16 protein-coding genes are annotated in these 12,097 nt (G+C 71.5%); 7 read left to right on the top strand and 9 right to left on the bottom strand.

The features are described from left to right. Positions 1-858, bottom strand: coding sequence for a S1 family peptidase (locus J3P44_RS16065; RefSeq protein ID WP_255891439.1), 858 nt, complete (start codon positions 856-858; stop codon positions 1-3). A gap of 54 nt (positions 859-912) precedes the next feature. Here J3P44_RS16065 and J3P44_RS16060 point away from each other — a divergent pair, with 54 nt between their 5' ends. Continuing rightward, positions 913-1,611 (top strand): TetR/AcrR family transcriptional regulator, encoded by a 699-nt coding sequence (locus J3P44_RS16060; RefSeq protein WP_255891438.1) that lies wholly within the window; start codon positions 913-915, stop codon positions 1,609-1,611. Between the two features lie 19 nt (positions 1,612-1,630). Here the strand turns inward: J3P44_RS16060 and J3P44_RS16055 are convergent, their stop codons facing one another. From J3P44_RS16055 to J3P44_RS16040, 4 genes are all read right to left on the bottom strand, one after another. Continuing rightward, positions 1,631-2,437, bottom strand: a complete 807-nt coding sequence (locus J3P44_RS16055) for a DUF1206 domain-containing protein (protein WP_255891437.1) — start codon at positions 2,435-2,437, stop codon at positions 1,631-1,633. A 64-nt stretch (positions 2,438-2,501) separates the two neighbouring features. Next, positions 2,502-2,912, bottom strand: coding sequence for a transcription antitermination factor NusB (nusB, locus tag J3P44_RS16050; protein ID WP_255891436.1), 411 nt, complete (start codon positions 2,910-2,912; stop codon positions 2,502-2,504). Positions 2,913-2,920: 8 nt separating this feature from the next. Next, positions 2,921-3,484 (bottom strand): elongation factor P, encoded by a 564-nt coding sequence (gene efp / locus J3P44_RS16045; protein ID WP_255891435.1) that lies wholly within the window; start codon positions 3,482-3,484, stop codon positions 2,921-2,923. A 79-nt stretch (positions 3,485-3,563) separates the two neighbouring features. Further along, positions 3,564-4,379, bottom strand: a complete 816-nt coding sequence (locus J3P44_RS16040; protein ID WP_255891434.1) for an aminoglycoside phosphotransferase family protein — start codon at positions 4,377-4,379, stop codon at positions 3,564-3,566. Between the two features lie 38 nt (positions 4,380-4,417). On the opposite strand from J3P44_RS16040, the gene J3P44_RS16035 reads away from it, so the two are divergent. The 4 genes from J3P44_RS16035 (at position 4,418) to J3P44_RS16020 (ending at position 6,936) form a co-directional block, all read left to right on the top strand. Continuing rightward, positions 4,418-5,071, top strand: coding sequence for an SDR family oxidoreductase (locus J3P44_RS16035; protein WP_255891433.1), 654 nt, complete (start codon positions 4,418-4,420; stop codon positions 5,069-5,071). Then, the gene (locus J3P44_RS16030; protein ID WP_255891432.1) at positions 5,050-5,406 is read left to right on the top strand and encodes a gamma-glutamylcyclotransferase family protein; all 357 of its coding nucleotides are present in this window, start codon (positions 5,050-5,052) and stop codon (positions 5,404-5,406) included. Before J3P44_RS16035 ends, J3P44_RS16030 begins: the two co-directional genes overlap by 22 nt. A 136-nt stretch (positions 5,407-5,542) precedes the next feature. Then, positions 5,543-6,538: a hypothetical protein gene (locus J3P44_RS16025; RefSeq protein ID WP_255891431.1), complete on the top strand. Its 996-nt coding sequence runs from the start codon at positions 5,543-5,545 to the stop codon at positions 6,536-6,538. A gap of 26 nt (positions 6,539-6,564) precedes the next feature. Continuing rightward, entirely contained in the window at positions 6,565-6,936 is a 372-nt protein-coding gene (locus tag J3P44_RS16020; RefSeq protein WP_255891430.1) for an HNH endonuclease signature motif containing protein, read from the top strand. 48 nt (positions 6,937-6,984) lie between these two features. Here J3P44_RS16020 and J3P44_RS16015 read toward each other — a convergent pair whose 3' ends face one another. Both J3P44_RS16015 and J3P44_RS16010 read right to left on the bottom strand, forming a co-directional pair. Further along, entirely contained in the window at positions 6,985-7,860 is an 876-nt protein-coding gene (locus J3P44_RS16015) for an NAD(P)H-hydrate dehydratase (protein ID WP_255891429.1), read from the bottom strand. After that, complete coding sequence (locus J3P44_RS16010; protein ID WP_255891428.1) at positions 7,853-8,614, bottom strand: histidine phosphatase family protein; 762 nt, start codon at positions 8,612-8,614, stop codon at positions 7,853-7,855. Before J3P44_RS16010 ends, J3P44_RS16015 begins: the two co-directional genes overlap by 8 nt. A gap of 106 nt (positions 8,615-8,720) precedes the next feature. On the opposite strand from J3P44_RS16010, the gene J3P44_RS16005 reads away from it, so the two are divergent. Next, positions 8,721-10,286, top strand: coding sequence for a non-homologous end-joining DNA ligase LigD (locus J3P44_RS16005; RefSeq protein ID WP_255891427.1), 1,566 nt, complete (start codon positions 8,721-8,723; stop codon positions 10,284-10,286). Between the two features lie 53 nt (positions 10,287-10,339). After that, positions 10,340-10,882: a GNAT family N-acetyltransferase gene (locus J3P44_RS16000; RefSeq protein WP_255891426.1), complete on the top strand. Its 543-nt coding sequence runs from the start codon at positions 10,340-10,342 to the stop codon at positions 10,880-10,882. A gap of 12 nt (positions 10,883-10,894) precedes the next feature. Here J3P44_RS16000 and J3P44_RS15995 read toward each other — a convergent pair whose 3' ends face one another. Together J3P44_RS15995 and J3P44_RS15990 are read right to left on the bottom strand one after the other, a co-directional pair. Further along, positions 10,895-11,737 carry a PhzF family phenazine biosynthesis protein gene (locus tag J3P44_RS15995; protein ID WP_255891425.1) on the bottom strand — a complete coding sequence of 281 codons (843 nt, stop codon included), beginning with the start codon at positions 11,735-11,737 and terminating at the stop codon, positions 10,895-10,897. A 44-nt stretch (positions 11,738-11,781) separates the two neighbouring features. Further along, entirely contained in the window at positions 11,782-12,057 is a 276-nt protein-coding gene (locus tag J3P44_RS15990) for a hypothetical protein (protein WP_255891424.1), read from the bottom strand. Positions 12,058-12,097: the final 40 nt, after the last annotated feature.

Genomic DNA, 12,097 nt, shown 5'->3' with positions numbered 1-12,097 from the left:
TCAGCCGCGAGGTTTCGCCAGCCGGCAGCCCGCCACGTCGAGGTCGAACCGGCGGTCCGCGCCGATGCAGGTGGTGATCCACGCCGTCTGCTGGCCGTAGTTCATGTGCCGGACCATCCGCACGACGCCGCGCTTGTCCTCCTCGCAGGCCGAGTCGATGCAGCGCCGACCGCCGATGTACGCCGTGTTCGCGACGCCGACGACCGCACCGGTGGTCTGGTCGATGATCGGCGCGCCGGAGTAGCCGCCCCGGATCGCGCAGCCGTCACGGGCCGGCAGCCGGATCGAGCGCCACCAGTCCCACTCGCGCTCGTGCAGCCGGTGGACGGTGCCGGTGGTGACGCACGAACGCTGCTCACCCCAGTAGCCGGAGGGGATGCGGATCGAGTCGCCGCGCGACGGTCCACGGGCGGCCAGCGCCAGCGGGGTGACTCCCCCTGCGGCGAGGTCGGCGTACGACTCGCGCAGCTCGTAGATCGCCAGGTCGGTGCGGTACATCGTGGCGTAGCGCAGGCGGACTCCACGCACCGTCATGGCCACCTTGCCGCGACCGTCGAGGAGCTCGATCAGCTTGTACTGCTTCTGGTCCACCAGGACCTCTCGCGCGCCGAGGAAGCGGGGGAGCACGCAGTGGCCGTTGGTCAGCACGACGGCGGGGTCCTCGTCCAGAGCGGACGCCCACCGCACGACCGATGCCGAGCAGTTCGGCAGGCGTGCCGTGCCGGCGAACCGTCCCTCGTCCAGGGTGGAGATGGCGGCTTGCGCCGGCGACGCAAGAACGGACACCGAGAGGAAGGTCGCGCCGAGCAGGGCCACGACCAGGGTCGTGAGGAGGCGACGACGTCCGTGAAGAGCCATGCCGGCATCGAACCACAGACGGGGCGTGCGCGCCGCCGTCTCTAGACTTGACCCATGAGCTCCGAGTCGTCGTCGCCGTCGGTCACCGGGCGCGGCGGCACCGCGGCCGCGCGGCGACGGCTCCGCGAGGCCGAGATCATCGCTGCGACCCGCCGCCTCTTCGACGAGCGCGGGGTGCGTGACGCGCAGATCGAGGACATCGCCCAGGCCGTCGGCATCAATCGCGCGATCATCTATCGCCACTTCACCGGCAAGGAGGAGCTGTTCAGCCTCACCCTGGTGCAGTACCTCGACGAGCTCAGGCTCGCCCTCCAGGAGGCGGCCGACTCGACCGACGAACCGCGCGCCCAGCTCGTGCGGCTGGTCGAGGCGTTCGTCGCCTACGGCCTGGCCCACCCTGCCTTCGTCGACTGTGCCCAGTCGATCATGCGCCGCCCTGGTGGCGACCTTCTCCAGGAGGTCAGCGAGAGCGCGATGTACCGCCTCGGTCAGGCGATCGGCGGCTGTCTCTCGGTGCTGACCGACACGATCCAGGCCGGCGCCGCGAGCGGCGACTTCCACGTCGAGGACCCGGCGCTGCTGGCCAACATGCTCTACGCCAGTGGCCTGGGCACGCTGCAGCTCGGCCGGGTGGCCATGCTCGTGTCGGAGGAGGCTCCCGGCGTACCCCGCATCAGCCGTGTCACCGCGGAGCAGGTGCGTGACCACATGGTCGCGACCGCGCTCGCCGTCGCGATCGGCACACCCCGCTGACGAAGACCGGTGCCTGACGTCAGCGCGAGAGGTGCTTGGCCCGGGCGAAGCAGAACAGCCCGTACGCCGCGATGCCGACGGCGATCGCCGTGAGCAGGACGGGGCCGAACGGCTGCTCCAGCACGGTCTGCAGCGCCTGGTCGAGGCCGCCCGACTTCTTCGCCTTGTGCGTGATCGCGGCATAGCAGAACAGCCCGCCGACGATGCCGATGGCGATGCCCTTGGCGATGTAGCCGACCTTGCCGAGCAGGACGTACGCCGACCCCTCCTGGCCCAGCTGCCCCTGCGCGTCCAGGTGCTCCCTGAACTTCTCGGTCCAACCGCGGACCACGAGCGAGATGCCGTACGCGATGATCGCAAGCCCGACGGCACCGACGATCAGCTGACCGCCGGACAGCTGCATCAGCTTGGCGGTGGTGGAGTCGGTGCCGCCCTTCGACGCGTCGCCAGTGGCGGTCTTGACCGCGCTCCATCCGATCGCGCCGTAGATCACGGCCTTGCCGAGCGACGTGGCCCGCTTGCGCCAGCGCTTGGCCTTGTCGGACACCTCGGGGTAGCCGAAGGCGAACTCGAGCAGGCGCCACAGCACCAGCAGGAACATGCCCCCGGCGACCAGCCACACCAGCACCTCACCGAGCGGCTGCTCGGCGAGCAGCTGGAGCGCGCCGCTGTTGGAGGCGCTGTCCGCCTTCTCGCCGAACGCCAGCTGGAGGGCGAGCCAGGCGACGAGGAGGTGGACGAGTCCGTAGGCCACGAGCCCCGCGCGGATCGCGTGGTCCAGCCAGTTGCTGGCGTGGACCTGCTCGGCGACGTCGGAAGCGTTCATGGCGCCAACCTAGGTCCTGCGACCGATCCCGGCGAGTGCCGTCAACCCCTGAGGGTGAGGCCTGTCAGACCAGGCTGGCGCGGTCGCGCATGACCGAGCCGAGCAGTCCGTTGACGAAGGCCGGGGAGTCGTCGGTGGAGAGGTCCTGCACCAGGTGCAACGCCTCGCTGACCGCGACCGACTCGGGCACGTCGTCATCCCCCCACAACAGCTCGAAGACGCCGATGCGCAGCACGTTGCGGTCCACCGCCGGCATGCGGGTGAGCGTCCAGCCCTTGCTGTAGGTCGTCAGCACCTCGTCGATGCGGGGCAGGTGCTCGACCACGCCCCGCACGAGCGTGCTGGTGTAGTCGTTGGTCGGCCCCTCGCCGGCCTCGATGGCGCGGTCGAGCGCCACGACGGGATCCTCCGAGCGGAGCTCGGAGGCGAACAGGATGTCCAGCGCGCGCTTGCGGGCCTTCGAACGGGCAGCCACCTGGGTGCTCAGCCCTTGACGCGGCCGAGATAGGAGGAGTCGCGGGTGTCGACCTTGACCTTCTCGCCGGTGGTGATGAAGAGCGGCACCGCGATCGTGTGACCGGTCTCGAGCGTGGCCGGCTTGGTGCCGCCGGTGGAGCGGTCGCCCTGCAGTCCGGGCTCGGTCTCGGCGATGAGCAGCTCGACCGACGCGGGCAGCTCGATGAAGAGGACGCGGCCATCGTTGGTGGCGACGATCGCCTCCTGGTTCTCCAGCATGAAGTTCTTGGCGTCGCCGACGACCTCGGGCGTGACCTCGAGCTGCTCGTAGGTGCTGGTGTCCATGAAGACGTAGGACGAGCCGTCGTTGTAGAGGTACTGCATGGTCCGCTTGTCGACGTTGGCGGTCTCGACCTTGGTGCCGGCGTTGAAGGTCTTGTCGACGTTCTTGCCGGACTCGACGTTGCGGAGCTTGGTGCGCACGAACGCCGGGCCCTTGCCGGGCTTCACGTGCTGGAACTCGACGACGGCCCAGAGCTGCCCCTCGATCCTGAGGACCATGCCGTTCTTGAGGTCGTTGGTGGTTGCCATGTGCTCGATCTCCGCCTTCGTCGAGTTTCCAGATGTCAAGGTGCAGCGCTGGGCGGGAGGCCCGCGCCGACGCGCCAGTCTAGTCGCGGCCCGCGAGAGCCATGAAATGCGCGGCCTGGTCCTCGGTGGTGCCGGGCGGGTTACGTCGCCACCCTCCGTTGCCCGGCAGCAGCATCGCCAGCCAGAAGGCGGCCCACAACGGGCGGTAGGCGGCCATCCGCTCCCTCCCCTCGGCGTCCAGGCCGACCGCGTCGGCCAGTGCGCGGGCGTCGTACACGCCGGGCAGGCGGCTGCCGAGGTGCTCGACGTGGTCGGCGAGCTCGTACGCCGGGTCGCTGAGGCCGCCGTCCTCGAAGTCCACGAGCCGGGCGACCCGTCCGTGCACAAGCACGTTGGGCGGGTTGAGGTCGGCGATCCCGAGAGCGGTCAGGCGCGGCTCCGGAAGAGGCGGATCCGCGACCCAGGCCCGCGCTGCGTCGAGCGCCTCCTCGACCAGCGCCGGGTCGAGGCACTCGCCCAGCTCGTAGTCGTCCCCCAACCACTCGACCAGGATCGGAGCATGCTCGGGCGCGCCATACCTCCGGGCCCCCACGCCCGCGGCGCGCACGACGTCGACCGGTACGTCGTACAGCCTCCGCAGCGTCGACCCGAGGGCCGCGTGCTGGAGGGTCGTCAGCGGAATGGGTCCGAGTGGCTCACCAGGGATCCGCTCCATCACGATGACCGGGGTGTCGCCGTCCTCCCGCCGCAGCGGGCGGGGGGCGAGTCCGGGTGCGTGCTCGGCGAGCAGGGTCAGGCAGGCCCACTCCCGCTCGGCCTGCGCCTCGTGGTCGGCGACGAACTCCTTGCGGACCTCGGTCTCGCCGATGGTCAGGCCGTGGGTGGAGGTCTGCACCGCGCCAACCTAGCCCGGGCGCAGGTAGCGTCACGTCCATGCGAGTCACCATCGTCGGCGGACACGGCAAGATCGCGCTCCTCCTGGCCCCGATGCTCGTCGAGGCGGGTCATCAGGTCACCTCGGTCGTCCGCGACCCGAGCCACGTCCCCGACGTCGAGGCGACGGGCGCCACCGCAGCCGTGTCCTCGGTGGAGGACGCCGACGTGGAGAGCCTCGCAGCGATGCTCTCCGGTCAGGACGCGGTCGTCTGGTCCGCAGGGGCCGGCGGTGGCGACCCGGCTCGCACCGACGCCGTCGACCGCGATGCCGCCATCCGCTCGATGGAGGCCGCGCGAGCAGCCGGCGTCACCCGCTACGTCATGGTGTCGTTCTCCGGCTCGTCCCCGGAGGTGCTGGTGCCAGCGGACAATCCGTTCCGGCGCTACCAGGACGCCAAGATCGCCGCCGACGATCACCTGCGCGGCACCGACCTCGACTGGACGATCCTGGGGCCCGGCACCTTGACGCTCGAGCCCGGCACCGGCTCGGTCAACCCCGACGCTCGTTTCAGGGACGGCGACGTGACCTCGCGCGAGCTCGTCGCCCAGGTCGCGGTGGCGGTGCTCGAGGACCCCCGGGCCTCGCGCCGCACACTGGTCTTCGGCGACGGGGACGTCCCGATCGATGCATGGCTGGGATCCCTGGGCTGATGCACCGACTGTTCGTCTACGGCACCCTCGCCCCAGGCCGTCCCAACGCCCATGTGCTCGCCGGCGTCGCGGGTGAGTGGGAGGAGGGCACCGTCCGCGGCGACCTCATGGAGCGTGGCTGGGGCGCCACAGCCGGCTACCCCGCGCTCGTGCTGAGGCCCGACGCCAACGAGGTGGCGGGATTCGTCCTGTCGTCGGACGCCCTCGACGGCGAGTGGGAGCGCCTCGACGAGTTCGAGGGACCTGGCTACGAGCGCGTGCTCGCGCCGGTCACGCTCTCGTCGGGGGCGGTCGTGGAGGCCTGGTTGTGCGCCGAGCGCGCCGAGGCTTTCTAGCTCGGTCGCCGCGGCGCGGGCCCGTCGGGCCTCGAAAACACCGCGCCATCGTGTTCGGGCTGCGTTCGAAAAGCACTTCTCCACATGCTGCATTCGCGCAGGTCAGAGTGTCGGTGGTCCCTGCTTGACTGGTCCCATGACAGCAACCGGACCCCACCCGCGGACCGAGGTCACGCGTGAGCTCGAGGGCCTGGCTGAGGGCGCGCTGCTGTCGGAGGTGAGCGAGGTCGAGTCACTCATCCGGGAGGCAGAGGTCCACAAGCTGCGGCTCGCCTACCAGTGGGCGATCGCCCATCCTGCGCTCGACGCCTGCGAGACACCCCGCGGTCCGGCATTGCCCTCCGTGCTCACCGAGCCGGAGACCCTGGGCGGAGCCGGCACGCCTGCCGTGGCAGCCTTCACGAGCGAGCCCCTAGCCGTCGCCACGGGTTGCTCCCCCGCCTCCGCCATCTCGCTCCTGGCCGATGCGCTCGACCTGCACCACAGGCTGCCGTTGCTATGGGACCAGGTGAGGGCGCTGCTCGTGCCCGTGTGGAAGGCACGGCGGGTCGCCTCGCGGACCCGCGACCTGCCACTCGACGCCGCCCTGTGGCTTGACCGACAGATCGCCGGCCGGGTCTCGGCGCTGGGCATCGCGGCCCTTGACCGGATCGTCGCCGAAGCCGCAGCCCGCTGCGATGGCGAGGCCCAGACCGATCGGGAGCAGAGTGCCCGGTCGGGTTGGGACGTGATCCTGGTCCACCCCGACCCCCACTGCTTCGCCGGCACCTCCGAGCTGCATGCCACCGGCGACACCCTCGACCTCACCCGCTTCCGCGACGTCGTCTGTGCGGAGGCCGAGGACCTGGGGGCCCTCGGTGACACCGACGACCTCAGCATTCGCAAGGCCAAGGCCCTCGGCGTGATTGCTGATGCCCAGGCACGCCTGGACCTGACAAGCGTCCTGACGAGTCACGATCCTGCCGCGCACGAGGCCGCACGCCGCGGCGCCCTGGCCCGCCGGGATGCGAAGGTCCGGCTCTACCTCTATACGTCCCTCGCCGACGTCATCGCCGGAGAGTCCACCGACCCGACATCGGCGCCTGTCCGACCGGCTCGGCGGAGTCCCTGGGGCCGGTCACCCTCGACCTGATCCGCGACTGGGTCGGCCGCTCTCGAGTGACCATCCAACCCGTCCTCCACGTCGCCGCTGACGACCGATGGTCCGTCGACCGGCACGACCCGCCACCCCGGATGGCCGAGCAGGTCCGTCTGCGCGACGAGGCGTGTGTCTTCCCGTGGTGCTCGCGAGCGGCGCGACAGTGCGACCTCGACCACCGCGAGTCCTACGAGGATCCCGGTGACGGCGGTCCGCCGGGCCAGACCTCCCCCGACTCACTCGCTCCCCTGTGCCGTCGGCACCATCGAGCCAAGACCACACGGCGTTGGAGCTATGAACGCATCGACCCCGGCACCTACTTGTGGTCCGGACCCTACGGTCTCTCGGTCATGGTCACACCTCGCGGCACCGTCCAGGTTCCGCGCGACTGATCGGCACGCCTGCGAGGACGCGGGCGAGCCAACAGGCACGCTGCGCGCCTATCGGCTGAGTTCCGCCAGCAACCCCGGCACCTCGCCGGCCAGATCACGGGCGAGGTAGCCGACGGGGCCGACCCGCTCGGCGAGGCGGTCGCCGGACGTGGCGTGCAGGAACGCACCCCAGACCGCGGCCTGGACAGGTTCGGCCCCCCGCGCGAGAAGACCGGTGACAAGGCCGGACTGGACGTCGCCGGAGCCGGCCGTGCCGAGGCCGGAGTTGCCGGCCTCGACGCGCCAGAGGTCGTCCCCGTGCGCGACGACCTTGGTCGAGCCGCCGCAGAGGACGACAGCGCGGGTGCGGTGGGCCAGCGCGGCCGCGTACGTCTCGAGGTCGGCCTGCACCTTGTCCGCGTCGATGTCGAGGCAGTGGGCGAGCTCGGCGGGGTTGAGCGTCAGCACCACGGTGGCGTCGAGGTCCCCGACCCGCTCCGGGCCGCCCGTGACGTACGCCGACGCGAGCGCGTCCAGCACCACGGTGCCCTGCAGCCTCGGTAGGAGTCGCCCGACCAGAACGGCGGCGCAGGCAGGGTCCATGAAGCCGGGTCCGAGCAGCACGGCGCTGCTCCCCCGTGCGCGGTCGAGCACCCGGCCGGCCTCGTCCGGCTCGATGTTTCCGGCCTCGTCCTCGGCCAGGCCGATCACCCTCAGCTCGGGCGCGACGACCGCCAGCGAGGCCGCACAGGAGCGGGCGGTGGCCAGCTGCACCTTTCCCGCGCCCACCCGGAACGCCGCCTCCACCGCGAGCAGCCCGGCGCCCGGCGTCTCCCGGCTTCCCGCCACCACCAGCAGCCGGCCGCGTTCCTCCTTGTCCGACCCGGGCTCGGGAAGGGGCCAGCCCCGCAGGAGGCCGGCGTCGACGACGGTGCCGTCAGGCACCGGGCGCTTCCTCGACACGATCCGGTTCCTCGGTCTTCTCCGCCGGACCGGTGGTCAGGTGGCTGTCGTCGGCGAAGTGCTCCAGCGCGAGACCGCCGTCCCGCCTGCGGTAGCGGGTCACCGACGCGTTCGGGATGCGGATGGTCCGGTCGATCTCCAGCAGGTTCTGCTCGTCGAGGCCCTCGAGCGCGTAGCGGAACGACATGATGACCGCCTGGTGGGTGAACAACCACACGCGCCGCCCGTCGTACCCCTCCCGCAGGTCGGCGAGCAGGCTCCGCACCCGCAGCACGACGTCGGCCCAGCTCTCGCCGGAGGGAGGCTGGTAGTAGAACTTGCCCACGTGGGTGCGTCGCTCCGCCTCCTCGGCGTAGCGCGACCGGATGCCCTTGCCGGTGAGGCCGTCGAAGACCCCGAGGTCCCGCTCGCGCAACCGCTCGTCGAACACCAGCTCGCACCCCAGGTCGCCGAGCGCGGTCCGCGCCGTGTCCGCGGCCCTCCGGTAGGGCGAGCTCACCACCAGGTCCGGCCGGTCGGGCTCCGCCAGGTCCGCGACCCATCGGCCGAGGGTGCGCGCCTGCTCCTCGCCGTTGTCCGAGAGCTCCACGTCGGCGTCGCGCGCCGTCAGCTCGAGCCGGTCGGCGCCGGCGTCCCTCGCCTCGGTGTCGGCGAGGTTCCCGACGCTCTCGCCGTGGCGCACCAGCACCAGCTCCTCCGGACCGCGCCGGCCGTGCAACGCCTGAGTCAGGCCCACTGTGCCTCCTTGTTCTCTGTCATCCTGCAGCACCCTTACCCCGCGCAGGTCACGCGGATACCCGCGGCCAGCGCATGACCAGCCGCACCGGGGGCACCATGGGTCCATGGGCGACCCGCTGGAGACCTATCGTCGCAAGCGGGACTTCGGCCGCACCCCTGAGCCTGCGGGCGGGGCTGAGCCATCGGACGGCGTGCCGCGGTTCGTGGTGCAGCGCCACCGCGCCAGCCGTCTGCACTACGACCTCCGCTTCGAGATCGACGGCGTCCTGGTCAGCTGGGCGGTCCCCAAGGGCCCGACCCTGAACCCCTCTTCGCGACGGCTGGCGATGCACGTCGAGGACCACCCGATCGAGTACCTCGACTTCGAGGGCGTCATCCCCTCCCGCGAGTACGGCGGGGGTGACGTCATCGTCTGGGACATCGGCACCTGGGAGCCCGTGAAGACCGACGACCCGCGGGCAGCGGTGGACGGCGGGGAGCTGCACGCCGAGGTCCACGGACGCAAGCTGCGCGGCCGCCTCGTGCTCGTACGACGCGGCACCGACGGCAGCGGGGAGCCGTGGATGCTCCTGCACAAGCGCGACGAGCACGCGATCGAGGGCTGGGACCCCGAGGACCACCCGCGATCGGTCCTCAGCGGCCGCACCAACGAGGAAGTGCTGGCCGACCCACACCGGCTCTGGCGCTCCGGTGCGCCCCCGGCCGAGGCCGCGATCTCCCTGGTCCCCGAGCCGTTGCCGGACGACGCGATCGACGAGCTTGCGTCCTTCGGGCAGCAGGGCACGTGGGAGGTCTTCGGCCGCCGGCTCAAGGTGACCAACCTCGACAAGGAGCTCTTCCCGGGCGACCCGCCGGTCACCAAGCGCGAGCTGCTGGCCTACACCGCACGGATCGCGCCGTACGCGCTGCCCTACCTCGAGGGCCGGGCCCTCAACATGCACCGCTACCCCGACGGCGCGCAGGCCAAGGGCTTCTGGCACAAGGAGCGTCCGCGCCACGCCCCGGAGTGGCTCGGCGCCTGGGACAACCCGGACGCTGACGAGGGCGAGACGGAGACGTACGTGGTCGCCGACGAGCCGGCCGCACTCGTCTGGGCCGCCAACTTCGGAGCGCTGGAGTGGCACCCGTGGACCTCCCGGACGAAGGCGCCGCACGAGCCGACGTACGCCCTGGTCGACCTCGACCCGGGAACCGCCACGACGTGGGAGGAGCTGTTGGCGCTCGCACGCCTGCACCGCACGGCACTCGACCACCTCGGAGTGACGGCGCGGGCGAAGGTGACCGGCCGGCGCGGGATCCAGATCTGGGTCCCGGTGGTCGACGGGTACGCCTTCGAGGACACGAGGGCATGGGTGGAGAAGCTCTCGAGGACCGTCGGCAAGGTCGTGCCCGACCTGGTGAGCTGGAAGTGGGAGGTCAAGGCACGCAAGGGGCTCGCGCGGCTCGACTACACGCAGAACGCCGTCAACAAGACGCTCGTCGCGCCGTGGTCGCCACGGCCCGGTCCCGGCGCCCCCGTCTCGGTCCCGATCACCTGGGACGAGCTCGATGACCCCGACCTGCGCCCGGACCGCTGGACGGTGCGCACCGCGCTGGACCGGCTGGCGGAGAAGGGCGACCCGTTCCGCGTCCTGCTCGGCGCCGCGCAGGAGCTGCCGGAGATCAGCTGACGAGCGCCCTCATAGAGCAGGCGGAGGTAGGACGTTTGGGTAGTGTCCGACAGGTGCCCGTGACCGTCCGCCGCGCCGTCCCGGAGGACGCGCCCGGCCTGTCGCGCCTGGCAGCCCTCACCTTCCCGCTCGCCTGCACCCCGCAGACCGCAGCGGAGACCCTGACCGCCCACATCGCCGAGCACCTGGGCGAGCAGCTGTTCCGCGAGCACCTGGCCGATCCGGCCCGCACCGTGCTGATCGCCGCCGACGCGGCCGACCTCGATGCCGACCCGCTGGGCTACACGATGCTCGTGTCCGGCGAGCCGAGCGACGCCGATGTCGTACGCGTGCTCCGCAGGCGGCCGACGATCGAGCTGGCGCGGTGCTACGTCCACCCCGACCGCCACGGCACCGGCACCGCCTCGCAGCTGATGACCGCCACCGTCGAGACGGCCCGGGAGCTCGGCGCCGCCGGGATCTGGCTCGGCGTCAGGGAGGAGAACGGGCGGGCCAACGCGTTCTACGCCCGGCACGGCTTCAAGCACGTGGGATCCAAGCGTTTCCACATCGGCGAGGAGTGGGAGAACGACTTCGTCCGTGAGCGAGCGCTGTGAGGGACGATCGGCTCAGCCGAGGTCGACCTCGCCGAGGATCCGGGTGACGGCGTCGCCGGACACCCACACCTCGTCGGCATCGGCCTCGACCCACACCCGGCCCTCGCGCCCGATGACGCTTCCCTGACGCGCGGTGTAGGCCTCGGGCAGCGCACCCGCGCCGATCAGCCACTGCGCGAGCCCAGCGTTGGCGCTGCCCGTGACCGGGTCCTCGGCGAAGTCGCGCCCGTCGGCGAAGAACGCGCGCACCTCGACGTCGGCGCCGAGCTCCGAGGCTCGAGCCGAATCCCACCGACCCAGCACCGTCACCTTCAGGTCGGTGAAGGCAGCGACGTCGGGTACGAGGTCGAGCACCGCCTCCGCGGCGCCGATGTCGACGCCGATCCAGCCCGGGCCATTGTCGATCCATGCCATGTCCTGCACGACCGCCTCCTCGACGCCCAGCGCCCGCACCACGCGCAGCTGCAGGTCGCCGTCCACGGGCCCGGAGCGCCGCAGCGGTGGGGCAGAGAAGCCGAGCCGTGGCGAGCGGCGTACGTCGACGAGCCCGGCGCCGCACTCCTGCACCACGACATCACCGTGCGAGACGCCTCCGGCCTCCAGCCACGCGTGGGCGCTGCCGATCGTCGGGTGGCCGGCGAACGGGAGCTCGCCACCGGGAGTCCAGATGCGCACGCGGTAGTCGGCCCGGGGATCGGTCGGAGCGCACAGGAACGTGGTCTCGGAGAGGTTCGTCCAGCGAGCGAAGCGGGCCATCTGGTCCTCGCTCACGCCATCGGCGTCGTGGACCACGGCGAGCGGGTTGCCGAGCCACGGCTCGGCGCTGAAGACATCGACCTGGCGGAAGGGCAGCACCCGAGGATCCAAGCACAGCGCCCGGCACGCCTCCGCCCAGCGGGTCAGGTGTGGTTGCTCCAGCGCCGACCGGCCTCGTCGGCCGCGGCGGAGACGAGGGCCACGAGCTCGGGCCGTTCGGGCACCGCGAACGAGACGTAGCCGCCGCGGCCACCCGCGACCGGCCGTCCGTAGGCCTTGGCGGCCAGGGATCCGTCAGGCAGGAGCCGCACGTTGAGGGTCTGGAGCTCGAACTCCTCGTCCCGGCGGGTGTCGCGCCACCGCAGAGGTTCGGGGATGGTCACGTTGATCGCCAGAGCGCTGACCTCGACGTCGTCCATGCCGACGATCCTGCCATTGCTGGCCGACATGACGCCGACG

The organism is Nocardioides astragali, from assembly GCF_024436375.1.
GTDB classification, from domain to species: Bacteria; Actinomycetota; Actinomycetes; order Propionibacteriales; family Nocardioidaceae; genus Nocardioides; species Nocardioides astragali.
The sequence above is the reverse complement of the archived record's forward strand: the minus strand, read 5'-3'. Positions and strand labels throughout refer to the sequence as shown.